At 43.5% G+C, this 22,225-nt stretch carries 19 protein-coding genes, 3 pseudogenes and 1 other annotated feature; of the genes and pseudogenes, 19 read left to right on the forward strand and 3 right to left on the reverse strand.

What is annotated here, in order from left to right:
* The first annotated feature begins 9 nt into the window (after positions 1–9).
* From CEQ75_RS12115 to CEQ75_RS19020, 16 genes and pseudogenes are all read left to right on the forward strand, one after another.
* Entirely contained in the window at positions 10–678 is a 669-nt protein-coding gene (locus CEQ75_RS12115; RefSeq protein WP_089610974.1) for a corrinoid protein, read from the forward strand.
* Between the two features lie 2 nt (positions 679–680).
* Positions 681–1,388: a uroporphyrinogen decarboxylase family protein gene (locus CEQ75_RS12120; protein WP_089610976.1), complete on the forward strand. Its 708-nt coding sequence runs from the start codon at positions 681–683 to the stop codon at positions 1,386–1,388.
* Positions 1,389–1,432: 44 nt separating this feature from the next.
* Positions 1,433–1,693 carry a uroporphyrinogen decarboxylase family protein gene (locus CEQ75_RS19225; RefSeq protein ID WP_276327736.1) on the forward strand — a complete coding sequence of 87 codons (261 nt, stop codon included), beginning with the start codon at positions 1,433–1,435 and terminating at the stop codon, positions 1,691–1,693.
* 31 nt (positions 1,694–1,724) lie between these two features.
* The gene (locus tag CEQ75_RS12130) at positions 1,725–3,395 is read left to right on the forward strand and encodes an ASKHA domain-containing protein (RefSeq protein ID WP_198306529.1); all 1,671 of its coding nucleotides are present in this window, start codon (positions 1,725–1,727) and stop codon (positions 3,393–3,395) included.
* A gap of 42 nt (positions 3,396–3,437) precedes the next feature.
* The gene (locus CEQ75_RS12135) at positions 3,438–4,511 is read left to right on the forward strand and encodes a uroporphyrinogen decarboxylase family protein (RefSeq protein WP_089610982.1); all 1,074 of its coding nucleotides are present in this window, start codon (positions 3,438–3,440) and stop codon (positions 4,509–4,511) included.
* A gap of 154 nt (positions 4,512–4,665) precedes the next feature.
* Entirely contained in the window at positions 4,666–5,514 is an 849-nt protein-coding gene (locus tag CEQ75_RS12140) for a MetQ/NlpA family ABC transporter substrate-binding protein (RefSeq protein ID WP_157677447.1), read from the forward strand.
* A gap of 90 nt (positions 5,515–5,604) precedes the next feature.
* Positions 5,605–6,627, forward strand: a complete 1,023-nt coding sequence (locus CEQ75_RS12145; RefSeq protein WP_089610986.1) for a methionine ABC transporter ATP-binding protein — start codon at positions 5,605–5,607, stop codon at positions 6,625–6,627.
* A gap of 58 nt (positions 6,628–6,685) precedes the next feature.
* Complete coding sequence (locus CEQ75_RS12150; protein WP_089612618.1) at positions 6,686–7,282, forward strand: methionine ABC transporter permease; 597 nt, start codon at positions 6,686–6,688, stop codon at positions 7,280–7,282.
* A gap of 832 nt (positions 7,283–8,114) precedes the next feature.
* Positions 8,115–9,932 (forward strand): stalk domain-containing protein, encoded by a 1,818-nt coding sequence (locus CEQ75_RS12155; RefSeq protein ID WP_198306530.1) that lies wholly within the window; start codon positions 8,115–8,117, stop codon positions 9,930–9,932.
* Positions 9,933–10,072: 140 nt separating this feature from the next.
* A complete protein-coding gene (locus CEQ75_RS12160) occupies positions 10,073–10,774 on the forward strand; it encodes a response regulator transcription factor (protein ID WP_089610990.1) in 702 nt (233 codons plus the stop codon).
* On the forward strand, positions 10,771–12,177 hold the full coding sequence (locus CEQ75_RS12165) for a sensor histidine kinase (protein ID WP_089610991.1): 1,407 nt from the start codon (positions 10,771–10,773) through the stop codon (positions 12,175–12,177). Before CEQ75_RS12160 ends, CEQ75_RS12165 begins: the two co-directional genes overlap by 4 nt.
* Before the next feature lie 286 nt (positions 12,178–12,463).
* Entirely contained in the window at positions 12,464–13,033 is a 570-nt protein-coding gene (locus CEQ75_RS12170; RefSeq protein ID WP_089610993.1) for a class I SAM-dependent methyltransferase, read from the forward strand.
* Positions 13,030–14,205 (forward strand): alpha/beta fold hydrolase, encoded by a 1,176-nt coding sequence (locus CEQ75_RS12175; RefSeq protein WP_089610995.1) that lies wholly within the window; start codon positions 13,030–13,032, stop codon positions 14,203–14,205. The genes CEQ75_RS12170 and CEQ75_RS12175 overlap by 4 nt, the downstream gene beginning before the upstream one ends.
* Positions 14,187–14,573, forward strand: a complete 387-nt coding sequence (locus tag CEQ75_RS12180; RefSeq protein ID WP_089610996.1) for a hypothetical protein — start codon at positions 14,187–14,189, stop codon at positions 14,571–14,573. The genes CEQ75_RS12175 and CEQ75_RS12180 overlap by 19 nt, the downstream gene beginning before the upstream one ends.
* 18 nt (positions 14,574–14,591) lie before the next feature.
* Positions 14,592–15,470, forward strand: a pseudogene (locus CEQ75_RS12185) (VOC family protein); the annotation flags it as partial.
* A 6-nt stretch (positions 15,471–15,476) separates the two neighbouring features.
* Positions 15,477–15,851: a CobW C-terminal domain-containing protein gene (locus CEQ75_RS19020; protein ID WP_242965474.1), complete on the forward strand. Its 375-nt coding sequence runs from the start codon at positions 15,477–15,479 to the stop codon at positions 15,849–15,851.
* A 93-nt stretch (positions 15,852–15,944) separates the two neighbouring features.
* Here the strand turns inward: CEQ75_RS19020 and trpA are convergent, their stop codons facing one another.
* Positions 15,945–16,745, reverse strand: a complete 801-nt coding sequence (gene trpA, locus CEQ75_RS12190; protein WP_089610998.1) for a tryptophan synthase subunit alpha — start codon at positions 16,743–16,745, stop codon at positions 15,945–15,947.
* Positions 16,738–17,921 (reverse strand): annotated as a pseudogene (gene trpB, locus CEQ75_RS12195) (tryptophan synthase subunit beta). The gene trpA and the pseudogene trpB overlap by 8 nt, the downstream one beginning before the upstream one ends.
* 109 nt (positions 17,922–18,030) lie before the next feature.
* Positions 18,031–18,275 (reverse strand) — a binding site (T-box leader).
* Positions 18,276–19,006: 731 nt separating this feature from the next.
* On the opposite strand from trpB, the gene CEQ75_RS12200 reads away from it, so the two are divergent.
* From CEQ75_RS12200 to CEQ75_RS12210, 3 genes and pseudogenes are all read left to right on the forward strand, one after another.
* Complete coding sequence (locus CEQ75_RS12200) at positions 19,007–20,017, forward strand: ABC transporter substrate-binding protein (protein WP_089610999.1); 1,011 nt, start codon at positions 19,007–19,009, stop codon at positions 20,015–20,017.
* 43 nt (positions 20,018–20,060) lie between these two features.
* Positions 20,061–20,963 carry an ABC transporter permease gene (locus tag CEQ75_RS12205; RefSeq protein WP_089611001.1) on the forward strand — a complete coding sequence of 301 codons (903 nt, stop codon included), beginning with the start codon at positions 20,061–20,063 and terminating at the stop codon, positions 20,961–20,963.
* Positions 20,956–21,749: pseudogene (locus CEQ75_RS12210) on the forward strand (ABC transporter ATP-binding protein). The gene CEQ75_RS12205 and the pseudogene CEQ75_RS12210 overlap by 8 nt, the downstream one beginning before the upstream one ends.
* Positions 21,750–21,850: 101 nt before the next feature.
* Here the strand turns inward: CEQ75_RS12210 and CEQ75_RS12215 are convergent.
* On the reverse strand, positions 21,851–22,156 hold the full coding sequence (locus CEQ75_RS12215) for a hypothetical protein (protein WP_089611003.1): 306 nt from the start codon (positions 22,154–22,156) through the stop codon (positions 21,851–21,853).
* Positions 22,157–22,225: the final 69 nt, after the last annotated feature.

Here is a 22,225-nt window from a genome sequence, read left to right on the forward strand (position 1 = left end):
GTTTCTGAAATGCGAAGTCAAGAAGGGTTATTAAAAGTTCTTTCTGATTGTGTAGTAGATATGAAGGATGAATCAGTAAGCGGTGTGGCCGAAGAATATATTGCAGCGGGATATCCTGCTCTGGATGGTATTCTAAAAGGTTTGGTAGACGGTATGCAAAGAGCATCCAAATTATATGAAGAGGAAGAATACTTTATTACGGAATTATTAGTTTGCGCAGATGTTATGTATAACGGTCTGGACGTATTACGTCCCCATTTACCTACAACCGATACAGAAAAAAAACATAAGGTTGTTATTGGTGTTGTAGAAGGGGATACCCATGATATCGGAAAAAACCTGGTTAAAATTATGCTGGAAACAGCAGGATATGAAATGTATGATTTGGGCAGGGACGTTCCCGTGCAAAATTTTGTGGATAAAGCAAAGGAAGTGGATGCCGACGTCATTGCCATGTCTACATTAATGTCCACTACCATGCCGGGAATGGGTGAAGTTGTGGAACTGCTTAAAGCCGCAGGCATTAGAGAAAAGGTAAAGGTGATCATTGGTGGGGCACCTATTTCCATGTCCTTTGCCAAAAAGATCGGTGCTGACGCTTATTCCGGTGATGCGGTAGAAGCGGTTAAAACAGTTAATCGGCTACTAGGTGCGGAAAAAGCAGCGGTGGGGGCGTAAAAATGCAGCATCTTACCGCCAAAGAAAGACTCCTTGCGGCAGCAAAAAAACAACAAACTGATAGACCGCCTTGTATTTGCCCTGGTGGCATGATGAATATGGTTTTCCAAGAGATTATGGAAAAATCAAACTGCCTATGGCCGGAAGCTCATGTTAATGCGGATAAAATGGCAGGTCTTGTTTATGCGCTAAATGAAGCAGGGGGCTTTGAAAATTACGGTGTACCCTTTTGTATGACGGTAGAGGCTGAGGCTATGGGTGCCCAGGTGAACATGGGAAATCTGATCTGTGAACCCCATGTTGTTGATTCTCCTTTGAAATCTTCTGCCCAGGTGGATTTATTAAAGCCCCTGGATGTAAATACAGGCAGGGCAAAAGTAGTCATTGATGCGATTAAAATTCTAAAAGCAAAAAACACTGAAGTGCCTATTATTGGTAACATGACAGGGCCGGTGAGTATTGCCGGTACCTTGGTTGATATGTCTGCTTTGCTGAAAGAATTTCATATAAATCCTGCAGATACGGTAAAATTGCTGGATTTCATTGTCGAAAACCTGATTGTTTTTGGCAAGGCGCAAATAGAGGCGGGGGCAGATGCTATTTGTATTGCCGAACCCAGCGGTACAGGGGAAATACTGGGTCCGAAGAGGTTCAGAGACTATTCAGTAAAATATGTCAATGAGGTTTTGATGCACTGGATGTTCCTGTAAAAATTGTTCATATTTGCGGTGCCCTAAGAACAGTTTATAAAATTATTCCGGAATTTCATTGCAATGTTTTCAGCTTTGATTCTGTTGTCCCCATCGCGGAAATGAAATCATATCTCCCCGAAAAGGCTGTGATGGGCAATGTTAACTGCTATGCTTTAGGAAGCATGTCCCCAGAGAAGGTGGAAAGTCTTGCGCGATTTGCCATGGCTAAGGGAGCAGATATTCTGGCTCCGGCTTGCGGGCTTTCAACCACCACACCCTTAATAAATGTTCAAAAAATGGCAAATGCCGCAAGGCAGCAATGATAATCACTTAAATACATGCAGGAGAAAAATAATGCCACAAGTAGTTATAAATGATTTTCATGATGGGGTTAATTCCTACAAATCTGATATGAATACTAATCTTTATCAATTTTTAGCAGATCTGAATCTTATTGATGCCCCTTGCGGCGGCGTTGGTTGTTGTGGAAAATGCAAGGTGCGAATTTTGAATCAGGATTTTACTTTACATAATACGGAAAAAGAGTTTTTTACCGAGAAGGAGCTTTCCCAAGGATGGCGTTTGGCCTGCTTACATGGTGTAGAAACGGATATTACCTTAGAATTATCGCCCAAAGAAGTGATCAGTGAAATTGTCAGCGATGGCTATCTGAGGGATTTCGTCAAAAAACCTCATATTTCAAAAACACTTGACCAAAATGGAAATACCCTCCTGATGGCAGGTGATGAGGTTATTGGCCAGGAACAAGGGGATACCAGAAATCGGCTTTTTGGTCTGGCGATGGATATCGGAACAACCACTGTCGTTGCAAGCTTAATTGACCTGTTAACCGGTCAGGAACTGACCAGCATCTCCTGTCTGAACGGGCAGAAAAACTTCGGACAGGATGTAATCACCAGAATTAATTATGCCATGACACAGACGAAGGGCACGTTAATTCTGCAAAAAACAATATTGCAAGATTTAAGAAATTTAATCGAAGGGATTCTTACCCAGTGCCGGGGGAATTATCCTCTTACCCCTCATGATATTTATGACATTTCCATTGGGGCAAACGCTACCATGATTCATCTTTTGGCGGGAATCGACCCTTCGTCAATGGGTAAGTCCCCTTATGCAACTGCTTTTAGCGGGCCTTTGGTTATGAATGGTTCCAAGGACCTGAAGCTGCCTGTGTCCGAGCATTGCTTGGTTTATTGCCTGCCCGCTGTTTCTGCTTTTGTTGGGGGAGATATTACCGCCGGAATCTTGGCTTGCGGAATACATGATGCTTCCAAGAACGTTCTTTTTATTGATATTGGTACCAACGGGGAAATGGTGCTTTCCAAGAATGGCAAGTTTTATGCTTGTTCCTGTGCAGCCGGCCCTGCTTTAGAAGGGATGAACATTAGCTGTGGGGTGAGAGCAGCCAAGGGAGCGATAGAAGATGTGCAGCTGGTAGGTGTGGGTAAAGATATTGCCGTTAAAGTTTCAGTTATTGGGGAGGCAAAACCAACAGGCTTATGCGGCAGCGGGTTACTTTCTGCTGTGGCTGAGTTGGCGCGTACCGGCATCTTGCATAAAAGCGGACGCTTGTTGGAGCACCCTTTGGTGGAAAGAGTGGCAGGAAAAAAACGTTTTATTATTGATCAAGATAATGAAATTTATTTAACACAGCAGGATATAAGACAGGTTCAGCTGGCGAAAGGGGCGATCCTTTCCGGTATTCAAACAATGGCCCAGGCGAACGAGATGACTTTTTCTGAAATTGATCAGGTAATGGTTGCCGGTCAATTCGGCGCACATTTAAAGGCGGAAAGCTTAACGGGCGCAGGACTCTTTCCTCAGGAATTAGAAAATGTAATAACTTATGTAGGAAATACCTCAAAATCAGGTGCCTATCTCTGCTTGCTTTCCTCCGAGGAAAGAGAAGCAGCAGAAAAGATAGCAAAAAAAATCAGCTATATTGAATTATCCCATTTGGACGGTTATGATTCTTTATTTGTTAAAGGGATGGAATTTTAGTGCTGAATTTATGTTAAAAAGATTAAGCTGGGAGGGATTATAATGCACAAAGACGATAAGATGACACCATTGGAACGAGCTGCGGCATTAGCAAGAGGTGAGGACGTTGATCGTTTTCCAATCAACATGTTTTATGGTGCACCTGCCCATGCTATGCTGGGATGGACCAGACAACAGGAATTTGCAGATGGTCGTTCCATTGCTCGGGTTCAAAAAAAGGTCTATGAGACTTTTGGATGTGATGGAGTCAGTGCCAGCTATGGCCTTCATGGAATGGCTGTTGCTTTTGGCGCAAAGATATCTGACGACCCTCATCTTCCGAGTTCTATTTTGGAACACCCAATCAAAGACATTCGGGATTTATCCATGCTGGATTTGGAAAAGGTTACAGTAAAGACAGATCCCACAGCAAAAAAATGTTACGAAGCGGTGCACATTCTGCAAGATGAATTAGGTCATGAAGTGGGATGTGGAATGGGTCTTACCGGAGCATTTACTTGCGCCAGTGGTTTAGTCGGACCTGAAAATCTTTTAAAAGCCATCATAAAGTACCCTGAACAAGTTCACAGGCTTTTGGAGTTTACTACTAAGGCTATATTGCTGTTAGCGGAACCATTTGTCCGAGAGGGATACGGTATGATGATATCTGATCCTATGGTTTCGGGTACCATTCTATCGAAAAAGCATTTTCGTGAATTTGTTTTGCCATATAGCCAATGCTTTGTGGAAGGCTGTAAAAGCTTTGGTCCCATATACTTATCAACCCATATCTGCGGTGACACTACCGGAATTCTGGAAGATATCGTGGAATGCGGTTATAAGACGATAAGTTTGGATAACAGGGTGGATCTTGCTGTGGCAAAAAGGCGGATTGGTAGTCAAGTACATTTGATGGGAAATGTAGATCCTGTAGAGGTAATGTATTGTGGCACAACCGACATGGTAAGAGCGGCTATTAAAACCTGCTGTCGCAAAGCCTGGGACAGCCCAAGAGGCTATACTATCGCTACAGGTTGTGACACGGTATATGGCATGCCAATGGAAAACGCATACGCTTTTATGGAGGAAGCCCGGAAATGTGCCAGGTATCCCATGATACCTGAAAATTTTATGTAGATATTTTATGGTGAAGCTGCACGCTTAATTTAAACCGAAAATATAGCGAGATTCCAGTTCGAAACATGATAATATTTATTGCATAATAGAACATGACATAGAGGTGGGTGCGGAATTTTCGCTTGTAAAAATGATTATAGGTAGGAGGAACATAATGAAAAAGATTACAAAGATTAGCCTCATACTGGCATTGGCAGTAATACTGGTAATTACCTCAGCTTGCAATTCTAACAATAATACCTCTGAAAACACTAATTCAAGCGGCAACAATTCAGTGAAAGATACAACCCCGGCAAAGAAATCATTAAAAATTGGAACATCATCGGTATCTATCGATTTGGCTGAATCCGGAGTAGCTCCGCTGGAAGATATGGGATATGAAGTTGAAATCGTTGTGTTTGACGATTATTTTACGCCTAATACAGCATTGGTGGAAGGCTCCCTTGATGCAAACTTTTATCAGCATGAATTGTTTATGGATCAATACAATGTCAGCAAGAAAACCGATATTATCATGCTTTCTCCAAAACTGTATCAGTTTTACGGCGGTCTGTATTCTGTAAAAGCTAATTCCCTGGAAACCCTTCCAGATGGAGGAAAGGTCGGCATTGCCACTGATGCATCCAATATCAGTCGCGATCTTATTAATCTTCAGTCTTTAGGTCTGATAACTTTAACAAGTGAGCCGAGAGACTTGTACTCAGTGCTGGACATTGTGGACAACCCTCATAACTATGAATTTGTCCAGTCTGATCATATGAAATATACCTATATGGATGAATATACGTTTTTGTTGGGGACATCCAACACAATGGCCGCAAATCAAGTAGATCCCACAAAAAATAGACTTGCCTATTTTCCTGAGCCGGATAATGCCCTTGGAATGTGTGTTATGCCGGCAAATGAAAATGAGCAGTGGGTCAAGGATATCATGACTGCATACACATCAGAAGCTGCCAGGGCATATGTGAAGCCATCAAGCGGTTTCGAACCTGTTAAGTAACATTGCTTACATTTCAATTTAATGCGGCAGGAAAGCGACAGGTGGCTTCCTGCCGCATTATATTAACGTGAAATATGCGGAGGCAAAAATATGATTGAGATTACAGGATTACAAAAATCCTTTGGCGACCTACAAGTGCTGGAAAATATAAACATGACCATAAAGGATGGTGATATTTACGGATTGGTGGGAAAAAGTGGGGCTGGGAAATCTACTCTTTTGCGTTGTATAAATGGTTTGGAATCATATAGTAAGGGCAGTTTGAAGGTCAATAGGGTTGAGGTAAATTCTTTAAACAAACAGGAAATGCGATATTTCCGCAAAAATGTTGCCATGATTTTTCAACATTTCCCTTTGATGTCAAGAAAAACAGTATATGAAAATATCGCATTTCCTATGCGTTGCTGGAAATATGATAAACAACATATCAATACTAAAGTCAAAGAGTTTGCAGAAATTGTGGGCATTACAGATAAATTGGGGCAGAAACCAAACACCTTATCCGGCGGACAGAAGCAGCGTGTAGCTATCGCTAGAGCCTTGGTAATGGAACCAAAAATTTTGCTGAGTGATGAATCAACATCTGCCTTGGATCCCACCACCACACAATCCATTTTGCAATTGTTGAATGAGATTAATAAAAAAATGGGAATTACCATTATAGTGGTGACTCATCAAATGGCCGTGGTCAGAGATGTTTGCCACAACGTATCCCTGCTGGAAAAGGGAAAACTGGTGGTTTCCGGTAAGGTGGAGGAAATCTTTTTAAATCAGCCTGAGAAATTCCGGCGATTCTTGGGTGAGGAGGATGCTTTTTTCACCAATAAAGGGATAAATCTGCAAATTATGATTTTGGAAGATAGTATCTCCCGCACTATCTTCAGTGTGATGGCACAGGAATTAAAGGTAGACTTTGCTGTGGTGAGCGGCAAAATGGAGCACTATAGAGATAAACATATGGGTTCCTTAATTCTAAATTTCAAGGAAGCTGATTTGCCAAAAGTGTGTGAATATTTAACAGCAAAAGGAATTATTTGGCACCCTTATGAAGCATTGGAGTCTGCAAGTGACATAGTTGAAGAGGGGGTCTGTCGAGTTGGACTTTTTGACTGAATATCAGCAAGCATTTTTTGTCAAAATTCTGCTTCCCGCATTTGAAGCAACCTTTCAGATGCTGATTATCTCTACACTAATCAGTTCCGTTGCGGGGTTCCTGGTAGCTGTGGTACTGGTAGTTACAAACAAGGGTGGTATGCTACAAAACAAGTTAATTTACGGTATTCTGAGCTTTTTGGTTAATGTAATCCGTTCCTTCCCATTTATCATTTTGGTGGTATTTATCCTGCCTGTTACCAAAGTTATTGTTGGAACTTCCATTGGCGTAAAGGCGGCAATTGTGCCATTGGTGGTAGCTGCCACTGCGTTTATTGCAAAGATAATCGAAAATTCTCTTCAGGAGGTTGACGAGGATCTAATTGAGGCAATGAAATCCTTCGGTCTTTCGGATGCACAAGTGATTTTTAATGTGATGTTTTCCGAGGCATTGCCTTCTATAGTTTCAGGCATTATTTTGGCTACAATTGCAATTCTAGGTTCCACCGCTATGGCTGGAGCAGTCGGTGCAGGTGGTATTGGTTCTGTTGCATTGACATATGGTTACCAAAGTTTTAATAAACAAGTAATGTGGCTTACCGTTATTATTTTGATTATTTTGGTTCAGGTAATTCAATTTATTGGCAATTTAGTTTATCGCAGAATGAAGCCATAACTAAAATTTATTTAACACAGCAGGATATACGACAGTGCAAGACAGTGGATTGCTCTAGCCTAACTGGTTCACGCCCTTCTGTTCCTCTTAATTTCATAGGACTACTATATATTTAGTAATTTCTTAATATTTACTTTTTTATGAGCTCTACCCATACCCGCCTTCGCCGGGAGGCAGTTGGTCATGCTTTGCAAGACCAACTAACATAAGGGTTTGTATCGGTTAAGCAATAAAGGGTAAAGCATCGCCTGGCTAACGCCAGCCCTTGACTGCTAGCAAAATCCCTGACTATTAAGCTACTAAAATGTGCGAGTTACTATGGTATCTTTCGTACTCTATGGGGGACGTATAGACCAAGCTACTATGAGATCTTCTGCAATTATGCCAGGTTACGAAGCCCTGCTTTAAAAAATCAGCGTCACTATACCAGTTGAAGCCAATACTGTTCAAAATCTTGATTGTAGCTTTAACTACTTTTCCGTCAAGATATTAGTTCTAAATACCCGATTTCTATTTCTGAACATTTCCCTGTCACCAGAAGCACCTCTAAACCTCGCCTGTAGGTGTCCTTTTTGAAACCGAATATCTCAATACGCTGGAAAGTAAAAATGAGTTCACTCTAGGTGTCATGAGTTTTAGCGTTTTTTCTTCACTTTATTTTAGCATTTATCAAAGGAACAAAATTTGCCATTCATTCGTCTGTTAGTATAGCTGACAAGGAATTATTATCGAAAATTGAAAAGACAGCTGTAAATCAAGGTAACAAGCAATTCATAGAATGTTGATACCTTAATTAAAGCTATACTTTATGCAGGAAAGGGGATTTAAATTTATGAAGAAAAAATGCGGTGGATTGGTTTTAGGATTATTACTTATTTTAATTTTCTTCGTCCCCGCTTGGGGGGCAGAAACAAATGAACAGCCGGTTTCCCTGGATAACGCTTTTAATGGAAGCTCCCTTATTCCTTTTGATTTTAAAGGATATACTTTTGTGAACGGCGAGCTGCGTACTTTTAATGACGCATCTAGCTATAAAAACTACTGTATCAATGACCGGGTATTGGTACCAGTCCGTTTGGTGACCTCAGCTTTAACAGATTTAGAAAATGCTGTTTATTGGAATATTCGTTGGGATGAAGCCAATCCTGATAAGGTTACTTTGGAAACCAGCCATGAACCTAAGTATAAAGTGGTTATTAGCGTCGGCAGTAAGACCATGCATGTAAACGGGAAGGACATCGCTTTAGATGTGCCGGCGCAGCTGATTGAAGACAGGATTGTATTACCCCTTCGGGCCATCAGCGAGGCAATAAACCGGGAAGTTTCTTGGTTAGACGATACGGTCATCATCAGCCAGGTTCCTATTGATCTATCCAGTGCTAAAACTCAGGAAGTGTTGAGTAAAGCGAAAAATCAATTAAGCACCTGCGGCCTGGATGTTGATGATAAGCCCGTACCGGTAGCCATATATCATGACGGATACTATGCTTTAAAGGGCTATTTTGACGCGAAAGATAATTATGTAACAGAGCTGTATTATTATAAAAACGGGGAGACCAGCAAAATTAATTTGGCGGGAGAACCTGAGATTAGTATGCCTTACAGCCTTGAAGGCAAAAGCGTAATAGGTGACAGCCTTTACTATCCTACAAGGATCGGGACCGAAACAAAGCTTTACCGGCTGGATTTTGCCACCAACACCTCGGCGGAGGTTTGTTCCTTATCTGCGGATAATGTGGGCTGGTCTTTGGATCACGAGGGCTGGTTTGGTGGTGTCATCCATTTAGGCCAAAATATTTTTGTGATACTACATAGTGGAGATGGAACGATGGGCGGTGACGCGATTTACCGCCTGGTAAATAATAGCTTGGTGCAGGTTGGTTATCCTAAATTACTGTCATCTATCGCACTAGTTGGTACAAAGTTATATTATACCAGTATGGATGGTATGGGGATGACGGAAAATAATTTATCTTATCTTGATCTGACCAAAGATGAGCCCGTGTCCAATATCGCGTTGGATGGCTTTACCTATGATCTTATCAGGAAGACAACGGTAAACTTCACTTCTCTCGGCGTTTCCACCGATATGGAAGGTCTGGCAGTAAAAGATAACTATATCTATTCCATGCTTTATGAGCAGATGGCAAAAAAAGACAACAGGAATGTGGTGAAAATCGATACTACAGATAATACGCAAACAATTCTGCCCATAGAAGTGAATAAGTTCTGGCTGGTTACCGATGGTATTGTTTATCAGGAATTTACGAACGGGAAATTGATGAAGTCGGATTTTGACGGTAATAACGCCAGGGTCTTGGTGGATAGAAACCTTGAAATGATCAAGGTTTATGACAACCAGGTCTATTATACGGTTACTGGCGAAGCCGGGCTGTATCATTTCAATACGGTAACGGAAGCTGGGGAAAAACTCAGCGATATCGTAGCAGACGATATCTTAATTAATCAGTCCGGCACTTATTTTATCAACAAATCTTATGACGCGGGCATATTTAAAATTAGCGGGGGTAAGTCCGCAAAAATAGCTGATGGCTTTATTCAACAGTATATCAATACCTTCGAAGGTATTTTATACAATAAGTGGGGTTCGGCCGAGGTGTATTTAGCTGCTCCTTCCCTTCAAAACTAAATTCCGATCAAGTAGTCAGAATCGAATTCTCCTTCGGCGATGATGTGTATATCCCGCTTTTTGCCGATAGAGAAGAAGATAAAGTTCAAATAGAACAGCATGTCGGCTTATATATCACAGTCGGGAGGAGCAAAAATTATATGAAAATCCTAATCGCGGATGATGAGATTGACATCCGAAATTTAATAAAAATAAGCCTTGAGGAAAACGGCTACACCGTCCTGGCGGCACAGAACGGCAAAGAAGCATGGGACATCCTGACGGCACAAGACATCGATCTGGCTATCCTCGATGTGATGATGCCGGTGATGGACGGTTTCAATCTTCTGCGAAAAATACGGGAACACAGCACCATCCCCGTCATCTTCTTGACTGCACGAACGGATGACATGGACAAGGTTTTGGGGCTTGGACTCGGCGCGGATGACTATCTCGGGAAGCCATTTTCCGTTGCCGAGTTGATAGCCCGTGTAAGAGCGCTGCTGCGCCGGAGTAACGAATATCTGTCGCCGAAGGAACAAACCGCTGCCGCAATTACATACGGACATTTATCCATCGACAAAGAAAAATGCTGCGTCTTTAAGGACGGAAATCCAATCGAGTTTGGCGCAAAGGAATACAAACTGCTTCTGTACTTTATGGAGAACCCGGAGCGGGTTTTCACAAAACGACAACTTTATCAAGCAGTGTGGGATGAGGAATTTTATTATGACGGCAACACTGTGATGGTGCATATCAGCCGAATCCGAAGCCGGATTGAGGACGATCCACATAAGCCAAAGTATTTGAAAACCATTCGCGGCATCGGTTATAAGCTACATTATCTAAACGAAACGTCATGAAGAAAAAAATCTCCAATCAATTCTTTGCCCATTATCTGGTTGTACTTTTCCTGGTCTTTTTGGCGACGGTGCTGGCTGTTTTGTTACTGTCATTCGCCAGTCAACTTGCATCAAACACCTTTGCTAAAAACAAATACCCTGCAAGTGCGATTATGCAGGACGATTATAAGCAAATCGATGCCGCTCCGATCGTGCAAAACGGCGGTAGTGTGCAAGTGATTGATAAAGAATATCGGGTAGTGCTCTCGGAAGGCGAGGATGCGATACCTCAAAAACAATTGACCGCCGGTGAGTTTACGAATTTTTTGGTACGGAGCAAAAGCAAGGATACGCCTTTCCACCACGATATTCTGTATAACCCGCAAGGTGAATTCTGGTTGATTGTTACCTTTCCCGCTTCCATACGGATTGATTTTGCCTTCACAATGAACAACAAAGCCGCGAATGGAGATTTCGGAAAAGCCGCACTTATTTTTGGCGCGGTGATTGTCGTGTATCTCCTATTGCTTGCCGCACTTACCGCTATTTATTCAAAAATTACCGCTTCGCAAATTACCGTTCCCCTGCGAAAGCTCTGTGACGGTACAAGGCTTTTACGGGAGGGCGATTATTCCGCGCGGGTGGAATTGCGCCTAAAAAATGAGTTTGCCGAGCTGCAAAATACCTTTAACGACATGGCCGCCCGGATTGAGCGTGAGATTTCCCTGCGCAAGAAATCGGAGGAGGACAGGCGGCGGCTGATTCTAGACATCTCCCACGACCTTAAAAATCCTATGTCCAGCATACAGGGCTATGCGGAGCTTCTTTGTCAAAAATCGGATATGAGCGAGCAGGAACGTGATGGATACCTTCAAATCATTCATCAAAACAGTCAAAGGGCAAACAGGCTGCTCACCGAGCTGTTTGAGCTTTCCCAAATGGATAGCCCGGAGTTTTCCTTAAAGAGGGAAAAGACAGATCTCTGCGAGGCTCTCCGTCAGCTATGCGGCGAGCTTGTGCCACAATTAGAGCGGGCAGGATTTGAATATGAGTTCAATATTCCCGAAGAAAGTGTTTTTGTCCTACTGGACTCAGAGCGTTTCAGTCGTATCATTCAAAATCTTGCAAGCAACACATTGCGCTATAACGGGCAGGGAACAACAGTTACCGTAAGTCTGACTGTGGAAAATAATCAGGCAATGATTGATTTTGGTGACGACGGAATTGGGATTCCCGCACATCTGACACATGATATTTTTAAGCCCTTTGTCCGGGTGGACGATTCCCGCAACTCCGAAACCGGCGGCAGCGGCTTAGGGCTTTCTATAGCGAAAAAAATTGTCGAGGCACATGGTGGTGATTTAACACTATTCAAAGGCAGCGATAAGGGTTGTACTTTCAGGATTACAATCCCCAAGATTTAAGGTAGATTTAAGGTTTGATTCAGCTGTATGACAGGTTCGATTGCTATGATGGCAATGAGCTTGAAATACAGCTGATTTTATATTAGGGGGGTCATTATGGCACTGGAACACAGTTCGGTAATACTTTTAATACTTCTTTCCTTTATGCTGCTATGTTTCCCAAAGCAAAGATGGAAATTTAAAGAGGCATGGAAAATTATTAAGAAAGGTTTTAAAAATCATGATGGAGGATGTGAAAAACGGAACTACTAATCTTGCCGACGAGGAATTGAGAGGTGATGGATGAATGATGCAGCATGAACCGGCACGTTTAGAGATGCTTCTGACCAAGCTCGCCTTTCTGCTTTACGGCAAACCGGTCTACAAGGCATTCGCTGATCGTCTGCCTCTCTATGGTGGGGAGCAGGTGTTGGATTTTGTCTGCGGCATGGGGACGGTTGCATATTACGTCGCGGGGCGGCTGCCCCACGGACATCTGACTTGCTTGGATATTTCCGAGCGATGGCTGAACACTTGTCGCAGAACCTTGCGGAGATATGGGAATGTCTCCTTTCTTCACGCAGAAGCCCTGGGCTTGCCGGAGGATAGCTTTGATATGGTCTACTGCCATTTTGTTTTGCATGATATTTCAGAAGACGATTTAAGAACGGTTATCCTTGCTTTAGTGAAATCCCTAAAATCCGGCGGCTCACTCATTTTCCGCGAACCGCTGGACGAAGCTGAAAGGCTGAATATTATCAAACACCTGATAGAGCAAAACAGGCTATCACTGAAGGATAGCCGCATCACCGATGTGCCGCTGATGGGCAACGCACTTGAAAGTGTATATATCAAAATAAAGGAGGTCTTGTCATGACTCAAGTAATCATATTTCTTATTCTAACCGCTCTGATGGTCATCGCGTTTACTGGGGTGCTGCTCCTGTTAGTCTATCGCCTCATCCCACGGATCCGGAACAAGGCGAATCCGAAGCAGGTCACTCGCTTAAAAAAGATAGCGTTGTTCCTCGCCGTGGTGATGATATTAAACTTAGGATTTGTCACCTTTACGCAATTCGCCGCGTCCACGCCCCCCATTGATGCTGAAGACAGCATTGCAGAACTGACCGAGCTTGAGTTGAACGGCAGGAAGCAATGGATTAGTCTGCGGGGTTGGGACAAGACAAAACCTGTGCTGCTCTTTTTAGCAGGCGGCCCCGGTGGAACGCAAATGGCGGCGGTACGCCATGAACTTGCAGAGTTGGAGAAGTATTTTGTCGTAGTCAACTGGGATCAGCCCGGTTCCGGTAAGTCCTATGATGCCGAAAAGACTGGGAACATCACTGTCGATACTTATATTCAGGACGGTCACACCCTGACCGAATACCTGAAGGAGCGCTTTTCAAAGGAGAAGATCTATCTGATCGGTGAATCCTGGGGAAGTGCATTGGGGATTTTTTTGGTGGACAAATATCCAGAGTCTTATCATGCTTTGATCGGAACAGGGCAGATGATTGATTTTACCGAAACCGAGCGGCTGGATTATGCGAAGGCGATGGAAGTCGCTGAAAATAGCGGAGATACTCCCCTTGTTGAGAGGCTTGTGGCAAATGGTGAGCCGCCATATTACGGCAAGGATGTTACATGGAAAAGTGCGGTGTATTTGAATTATCTCAGTCAATATATGTCAAGCAACCCCAAAATTCACAATCCCGGCTATAACACCTTTCGGGATATCGGTTCTCCTGAATATGGGCTACTTGATAAAATCAACTTTTTCCGCGGTATCGTTAACACATACAATCATGTGTATCAACAACTTTATACCATCGATCTGAGAACGGACTACACAAAGCTGGCTGTTCCGGTCTATTTCTTCTTGGGGCGATACGATATCAATGCACCTACAGTGTTGGTTGAGGAATACGAGCAGGTGCTGGACGCGCCCGACAAAGAAATTGTATGGTTTGAGCATTCCGGTCACAGCCCGTGGATCAACGAACGGGATAGATTTGTAGAGGAGGTATTATCATGCTTTTTAGAAAACTAAGCGCAGGAATTATCCTTGCGGCCATGCTTTTGCTTTCGGCTTGCGCCGTGCCAAACGGCATCATGATCCTTGAGAATCTAAACGGCACGGGCTTCACAATGGACTTGACGCAGTTTAATGCTGAAACCAATTATGAACTGTCCCTCACCGAGGGCGATGTGCTGCAAGTGGAAGTCTCCCGCGATAGCGGTAAGATCGCGCTTACGGTCAGCGGTAAAAACGGAAGCGAACCTTATACGGGTAACAATTTGGCGTCCGGCATATTTACCATTACTGTTTCAGAAACGGATGAGTATGTGTTCCGAATCACCGGTAAAGACGCGACGGGAAAAATTCTTGTCAAGAATTTGGGGAGTGGGGTAAAATAGTATAAGGAGGTGAATCAAATGAATAAAATTATTCCTCACTTATGGTATGACAAAGAAGCAAAGGAAGCAGCTTTGTTTTACATCAGCTTATTTGAAGATTCCCGTCTTTTGGATATAACAGTCTGGGAAGGGACCCCGTCAGGAGATGCGGAAACAGTGAATTTTCAACTGGCCGGTCAGCCTTTCTCTGCAATTAGTGCAGGCCCTTTTTTCAAATTTAACCCATCGATTTCTTTGATGGTTGCCTGTGACTCTGTAGATGAGGTCAATGATAAATGGAAAGCGCTATCAGTTGGGGGCAGTGCATTAATGCCCCTTGGGGAATATCCCTTCAGTAAGTGGTATGGATGGATACAGGATCGTTATGGCCTTTCCTGGCAGTTGATGCTTGTTGACCAAGAACAAGGCGCACAAAAGATTAGTCAGAAAATTACCCCAAATATGCTTTTTTCAAACACTGCCAACGGCAAAGCAGAAGCAGCCGTGAAATATTATACAGAGGTTTTCGAAAATTCAGAAATAGATACCATTAGCAGATATGGCCCCGGGGAAGCCCAGTCAGCTCAAGCGCAAGTAAATTTTGCATCGTTCAAGCTGTGCGGCATAAACTTTTCGGCGATGGATCATGGCTACGATATGGATTTCACCTTTAATGAAGCATTTTCCCTGATGGTGCTTTGTCAAAACCAAAAGGAAATTGATTATTATTGGGAAAAGCTATCAACCGTGCCCGAAGCAGAGCAATGCGGCTGGCTCAAGGATCAATTTGGTGTTTCCTGGCAGATTGTGCCGTCCAACCTTCAAGAACTTTTATCACAAGGTTCAAAAGAAGGAAAGGAGGAAATTTACAAGATATTTCTGAAAATGAAAAAGATTGATATCGCAGCCTTGGAGAAGGTACGTATGGAACTGGATAATAACGGATTACAGTCCAGCACCTTTAGAACAGACAAAACCTGGACAGAGCAGGAAATCAATGAACTATTTCAAAATCTGGCCGGGGGCAGCGGCGGTAGCGTTTTTCGTGCCAAGGGCTTCTTGAACACCCCGTCGGGCAAGGTTAAAGTAAACTATCTCTATGGTCGGGGTGAAATTGAACCCTCTTCCTACGAAGGCCCCGGTATCGTCGTAATTATCGGCAAAGACCTGTCAGAGGGCATGCTGCAACTATTGTTACCAAGCGGTTCAACCGGATCAGCCGGATCCTGCGGTCAAACTCCTTGCAGCAGTCAAAAATCATGCTGGAACAATTGTTTGTTTCAAAGCAGGAAGAATTAATTTTTTAAGAAATTCCGGAACTCCCACTTCTATAAGCGGGAGTTCCATTTATTACATCAAGAAAGGTAGATTCTCCATCTGAAGCCCCGATATTCAGCTTTTGCTGAATGAGTTCATTGTATTCATCATGATTGCATCCTTCATGGTTCGTACATATTGGGCCACATGGGGGACGCATGCTGCACCGTATTTCTCCACAATTTTGACGATGGCGCTGCCTACAATTACCCCATCGGAAAATTCAGCCATCATAGCGGCCTGTTCCGGTGTAGAAATCCCAAAACCAATGGCACAGGGAATATCCTTAGTCTCCTTGACAAGTTTTATCATTTCTGCCACATCGCCGCCGATTTTCTTGCGTACTCCGGTTACTCCTAATGATGATACACAATATACAAATCCTTGTGCTTCACCGGCAATCATGCGAATACGTTCCCTGGATGTAGGCGCAATCATGGAAATCAAATGAACATTATGTTTTATGGCCCAAGGCTCCAGTTCACCTTTTTCTTCATAAGGGACATCCGGAACAATGACGGCGTCGACGCCCACCTCCTGACAATTCCTCATAAATCTTTCCGTCCCATAAACAACAATGGGATTGACATAAGTCATAAAAGCGATGGGCACAGAACATGATCTTCGGATGCGGTTCAGCATGACAAATATTTTATCTGTTGTTGTTCCGCTCTCCAGGGCACGTTGATCAGCAGCCTGGATGACCGCTCCTTCGGCAACAGGATCAGAAAAAGGAATACCCAGCTCTATTAAATCTGCTCCCGCCGCTGCCATCTGATACACTAATTCTTCAGTTACCTCCAAATCGGGATCACCTGCCGTGATAAAAGGAATAAATGACTTACCGTTTGCAAAAACCTGGGCTAATTTATTCATAGATATTCACCCCCTGATAACGTGCTATCGCCGCAACGTCTTTATCGCCTCTTCCGGAAAGGCAGATCACCATCACTTGATCAGGACTCATCTGGGGTGCTAGTTTTTGAGCATAGGCAACTGCATGGGCGCTCTCAATGGCCGGGATAATCCCTTCGGTAAGGGCAAGATAGCGGAATGCCTCTACCGCTTCATCATCTGTCACCGGCACATATTCTGCCCGGCCCGTATCATAGAGAGCCGCATGCTCCGGTCCGATGCCGGGATAATCCAAGCCCGCCGAGATGGAATAAACCGGTGCAATCTGACCGTATTGATCCTGACAGAAGTAAGATTTCATTCCATGGAAAATGCCCACGGTGCCCTTTGCAATGGTTGCAGCCGTCTTATCGGTATCAATGCCGTGTCCGGCAGCCTCGCAGCCAATCAGGCGGACATTTTCATCATTAATAAAATTATAGAATAGTCCCATGGCATTACTCCCGCCCCAACACAGGCGAGGAGCACATCCGGAAGCCGCCCTTCCTTTTCTATGATCTGCCTTTTAACTTCACGGCCAATGATACTTTGAAAATCCCGAACTATGGTGGGGAAGGGATGTGGACCCATGACCGACCCCAGCACATAGTGGGTATCCTTTACCCGCTCGGTCCATTCCCGCATCGTTTCATTGACCGCATCCTTTAAGGTTTGGGTGCCGCTTTGCACCACATGTACCTTGGCACCTAATAGTTCCATACGGAAAACATTGAGGATCTGCCGGTCTGCATCTTCTTTGCCCATGAATATTTCGCATTTCATACCCATGATTGCCGCAGCGGTTGCAGTGGCAACACCATGCTGTCCCGCCCCGGTCTCGGCGATGACCCGGGTTTTACCCATGCGTTTCGCGAGAAGTACCTGGCCCAGCACATTGTTGATTTTATGGGATCCGGTATGATTAAGATCCTCCCGTTTAAGATAGATTTTGGGGCCGCCTAAATCCTCCGTCATCCTTTCTGCATAAAAAAGCAATGATGGCCGTCCGGCATAATTATTCAGCAGTTCCGTAAGTTCCCCGATAAATTCCGGATCATCCTTATACTGACGATATGACTCTTCCAGCTCAATTACGGCATTCATCAGGGTTTCCGGAATGTATTGTCCGCCGTGGATGCCAAATCTTCCTTTTGACATGTTAGTCAACTCCTTTTTCTAAAAAATCCAAGGAAATAAAGAAATAGACAAATCGAGAAAATTTAAATATATATCCTTTCTAAAATACAAAAAAGCCTTCATCCCTAAAAATAGGGACAAAAGCTTTAGCTTCTGTGGTACCACCCAAATTGACGATAAATCGCCCACTCATTTTTGCATACAATCATATGCACCCAGCTGATAACGGGCAGGGCCCCCGTAAACGCCTACTTTTATAATTTCGGGCTTCCCTCACAAGTCCATTCAGAATAATTTTAGCAACCACATTCTCACCGGCTAGTGGCTCTCTGAGTGCATTTTATCATTCCTACTATTCTTGTTCATAGGTTTAATGGGATTTTTAAGTTAAGTAGAACAATATCATTAAGCTTCCATCTTGTCAAGAGGAAATTTGGTAAATTCGGTAACGGTAAATTCGGGGAGGGTTCCTGAATTAATTGAAAATGATAGCTAAAAATTCCTATTGCCAAGAATTAATTTTAATGATAGTATGATAACAATTTTTTAAAGATTTTTAAAATTAAATGTAAAAAGTAATGACGGAGACAAGTAGGTTAATGCAGCGCTTTGACAGGGAAAGGATGCCGGGGACTGAAAGCATCTTAAAGATAAGCATTTACTGAAATTCCCTCCTGAACTGCACAGTGAAGCTCTAAATATCTATTTAGGGTTATAGTTGTTGTCGGGTTTTCCCGTTATAGAAAAAGGGTATCGGGTCGCAGCACTCTGTATTACTCCTTACTTAAAAACAACCTCAAGTGGTGATAGGCTTTTGTCTTGCGGACAGAAGTTTTTTTACTTTTTTGGGGTTAGCTTTTTGGTTGGTTATTGCGTTGCAGTAGTGAGGCTGTGATTCCTGTACTTTGATGAGTGGGTTTTTAACCAATTTGGGTGGTACCGCGGTGCACTTTTCCGTCCCTTTAGACGAAGAGGTGCTTTTTTTATGGTAAATTTTAGCTAATAGGCATATTGGCTAATTGATTAATTTGGCTGCTGTTTTTGAATATTATTTGAGTATTAAACGGTGTTAATTTTTTATCTGAAAAATGAGGGGGCAATTAAAAATGAAAAAAATTATCTGGATCATTAGCTTGATTATGATATTATCTCTTACAATTGCAGGATGCGGGAATAACAACGAACAGTCTCAGGGAACCGGCAACGAGAAAGAAAGTGCAGATAAGAATATAAAATTAGGTATCATCCAAATCTCGGAACATGCGGCGCTGGATGCCTCCCGTAAGGGTTTTTTGGATGTTTTAGCGGAAAACGGATATAAAGACGGTGAAAATCTTACCGTCGACTATCATAATGCCCAGGGAGATCAGTCTAATCTCCAAACCATAGCCAACAAGTTTGTTGCAGACCGGGTAGATATGGTTTTGGCGATCGCAACTCCATCCGCTATTGCCATGGCCGGTGCCACGGAGGATATTCCCATTTTAATCACCGCTGTCACCGACCCGGTAACGGCAAAATTGGTAGACAGTAATGAAAAACCGGGAGGAAATGTGACCGGTACCACTGATTTGGCTCCAGCCAAAGATCAGTTTGAGCTCCTTAAGAAAATTGTACCGGATGCCAAAAAGATTGGTGTCATCTATAATTCCAGTGAAGTAAATTCTCAGGTGCAGGTTGAAATGGTGAAGGAAGCTGCTAAAGACATGGATTTGGAAATCGTGGAGGCCACTATTTCCAACAGTGCGGAGGTTATGCAGGCCGCTCAATCATTGGTGGGAAAAGTTGATGCCATATATGCACCTTCCGACAATAATGTGGCGTCTTCCATGCCCAGTGTCGTTTCTGTAGCAGAAAAAAATCAAATCCCTTTCTTTGTCAGTGTAGAAGATATGGTGGATGATGGTGCCCTGGGGGCGATGGGTATTGATTATTATGAACTGGGCCGTATGACCGGTGCCATGGCAATAAAAGTTATTAATGGTGAGAATACGGCGGAGATGCCCATCGAAGGCCTCCCGGATTTTAAAATTATTATCAACAAGGGTGCGGCAGAAAGGATGGGCGTGACCGTTCCTCAGGAAGTTTTGAATCAAGCCGAAAGGATTATTGATTAAAATCAATTATTAAGATCTATTATTAAGATAAGGATTACTGAAAATGTATCTTAGTATTTTTTTGGGGACAGTAGAACAAGGGCTGCTCTGGTCGCTGATGGTTTTAGGTATTTATATGACTTACCGGGTACTGGACTATGCCGATTTAACAGTAGAAGGCAGTTTCACCTTGGGCGCAGCCATGGCTGCCAGACTAATTTTTGACGGTTATGATCCGGTTCTTGCCACTTTGTTAGCCATCTTCAGCGGTGCCATTGCCGGGGTGATTACCGGAATTCTTCATACCCAGTTTCGTATTGCCCCGCTCCTTTCCGGTATTCTCAGTATGATTGCCCTTTACTCCATTAATCTGCGCATCATAGGGAAGGCGAATATTTCCCTTTTACGTCTGGATACGGTGATCAGTAAGATCACGGCAATGGGGGTACCGGAAGATTGGTCCGTGCTGGTCATGGGTATTTTCGTTGCCGCAGCGGTAGTGGTAATTTTATGGTTGTTTCTCAATACAGAAATAGGTCTTGCCATGCGAGCCACCGGTGATAATCCCCAAATGATCAGAAGCCTGGGCGCAAATACCAATGTCATGAAAATTATCGGCCTCAGCCTTAGCAATGCCCTGGTGGCTTTATCCGGTGCTTTGGTAGCTCAATATCAGAATTTCGCTGATGTGGGTATGGGAATCGGGACGATTGTCGTTGGTCTGGCTTCGGTTATTATCGGTGAGGTGCTCTTTGGGACAAAAAGCGTCATACGTACTTTAATTGCCGTGGTCTTAGGTTCCCTTGTCTATCGTATGGTGGTGGCCGGGGTATTGCAGATGGGCTTGAACCCAAATGATCTTCGGCTTTTAACCGCATTAATCGTAACCCTGGCTTTGGCTTCACCTATTTTAAAAGAAAAGATACGGAATTTGCTCGCCTCCAAAAGGAGTGAAGATAATGCTTAAGTTAAAAAATATTTATAAAACCTTCAATGCCGGAAGTGTCAATGAAAAACCTGCTTTAAACGGAGTAGATTTACATTTGGAACCAGGGGATTTTGTCACGGTGATCGGAGGAAACGGGGCAGGAAAATCCACTCTTTTAAATATTATTGCCGGGTTTTTCCTGTAGACCGAGGGAACATTACCTTGGATGGCGTAACCATCAATAAATGCAGGGAACATGAAAGGGCGAAATTTATCAGCCGGGTTTTTCAGGATCCGATGTTGGGCACGGCCGCTTCCATGACCATCGAAGAGAATCTTTCCATGGCCTTCCGTCGAGGAAAGAAGAGAAGTCTCAGATGGGGCATTGCCAAAAAAGAATTGGATCTTTACCGTGACCATCTGGCTCAGCTGGAACTGGGCTTGGAAAACCGGTTAAAGGCCAAGGTGGGGTTGTTGTCGGGTGGGCAGCGTCAGGCACTGACATTATTAATGGCCACCATCATTAGCCCCAAGCTGCTTCTGTTGGATGAACACTCGGCAGCCCTTGACCCCAAAACTGCGGGAAAGGTTTTGGAGTTGACAGAAAAAATCATTAATACCCATGACCTGACAACTCTTATGGTCACTCATAACATGCGAGATGCCCTGAAATACGGAAATCGTACCATTATGATGCATGAAGGAAGGATTATCCTTGACCTGAAAGCCAAGGAAAAGCAAAATACCAGTGTGGATGACTTATTGAAAATGTTTGAACGGGCAAGCGGAGATTCCATCAATAACGACCGCATGCTTCTCGCCTAAGTAGGCCTAAGTAAATCGAAAAAACCCCCAAGCTTCGGCATGGGGGTTTTATTTTTAGCCAATATCATTGCGGACATAGCAGGCAGCATACAAAATGCTATTTAATGAAGGGTAGGATTAATCGTCTGCACTGTTTCCGGCCGTTTAAGGGCATGTTGGGTATTTTTGATGACCTTTAGGGTGTCATGAAGCTGTTCCTGGGCCTCTTGCAGCTTGAATCGATCATCGGCACTAGCCTTGCCCAAAACGGTTTGCATCGTCCAGGTCTGCCTTTGAGCATTTGCTACCTCTTGTTCAGCCTGTTGCATTTCCTCGGGAAAAGGGCTATTATGAGCAGTGAGGAAGGTTTGTCGGGCTTTCTCTGCGGCTTCTAGAGTCCGCTGTAATTCTTGGTTTTGATATTCCATTTAAATATACACACCTCCAGACAAGTTAATAAAAATAATTCTTGCACTAATAACTAATTTGTGTGGAGA

The organism is Dehalobacterium formicoaceticum, from assembly GCF_002224645.1.
GTDB lineage: Bacteria > Bacillota > Dehalobacteriia > Dehalobacteriales > Dehalobacteriaceae > Dehalobacterium > Dehalobacterium formicoaceticum.

Bases quoted from the DNA above. Each gene is read 5' to 3' on its own strand.
- CEQ75_RS12115 (WP_089610974.1), top strand. From the start codon at position 10: ATGCGAAGTCAAGAAGGGTTATTAAAAGTTCTTTCTGATTGTGTAGTA.
- CEQ75_RS12120 (WP_089610976.1), top strand. From the start codon at position 681: ATGCAGCATCTTACCGCCAAAGAAAGACTCCTTGCGGCAGCAAAAAAA.
- CEQ75_RS12130 (WP_198306529.1), top strand. From the start codon at position 1,725: ATGCCACAAGTAGTTATAAATGATTTTCATGATGGGGTTAATTCCTAC.
- CEQ75_RS12135 (WP_089610982.1), top strand. From the start codon at position 3,438: ATGCACAAAGACGATAAGATGACACCATTGGAACGAGCTGCGGCATTA.
- CEQ75_RS12140 (WP_157677447.1), top strand. From the start codon at position 4,666: ATGAAAAAGATTACAAAGATTAGCCTCATACTGGCATTGGCAGTAATA.
- CEQ75_RS12145 (WP_089610986.1), top strand. From the start codon at position 5,605: ATGATTGAGATTACAGGATTACAAAAATCCTTTGGCGACCTACAAGTG.
- CEQ75_RS12150 (WP_089612618.1), top strand. From the start codon at position 6,686: ATGCTGATTATCTCTACACTAATCAGTTCCGTTGCGGGGTTCCTGGTA.
- CEQ75_RS12155 (WP_198306530.1), top strand. From the start codon at position 8,115: ATGAAGAAAAAATGCGGTGGATTGGTTTTAGGATTATTACTTATTTTA.
- CEQ75_RS12160 (WP_089610990.1), top strand. From the start codon at position 10,073: ATGAAAATCCTAATCGCGGATGATGAGATTGACATCCGAAATTTAATA.
- CEQ75_RS12165 (WP_089610991.1), top strand. From the start codon at position 10,771: ATGAAGAAAAAAATCTCCAATCAATTCTTTGCCCATTATCTGGTTGTA.
- CEQ75_RS12170 (WP_089610993.1), top strand. From the start codon at position 12,464: ATGATGCAGCATGAACCGGCACGTTTAGAGATGCTTCTGACCAAGCTC.
- CEQ75_RS12175 (WP_089610995.1), top strand. From the start codon at position 13,030: ATGACTCAAGTAATCATATTTCTTATTCTAACCGCTCTGATGGTCATC.
- CEQ75_RS12180 (WP_089610996.1), top strand. From the start codon at position 14,187: ATGCTTTTTAGAAAACTAAGCGCAGGAATTATCCTTGCGGCCATGCTT.
- CEQ75_RS19020 (WP_242965474.1), top strand. From the start codon at position 15,477: ATGGAACTGGATAATAACGGATTACAGTCCAGCACCTTTAGAACAGAC.
- trpA (WP_089610998.1), bottom strand. From the start codon at position 16,745: ATGAATAAATTAGCCCAGGTTTTTGCAAACGGTAAGTCATTTATTCCT.
- CEQ75_RS12200 (WP_089610999.1), top strand. From the start codon at position 19,007: ATGAAAAAAATTATCTGGATCATTAGCTTGATTATGATATTATCTCTT.
- CEQ75_RS12205 (WP_089611001.1), top strand. From the start codon at position 20,061: ATGTATCTTAGTATTTTTTTGGGGACAGTAGAACAAGGGCTGCTCTGG.
- CEQ75_RS12215 (WP_089611003.1), bottom strand. From the start codon at position 22,156: ATGGAATATCAAAACCAAGAATTACAGCGGACTCTAGAAGCCGCAGAG.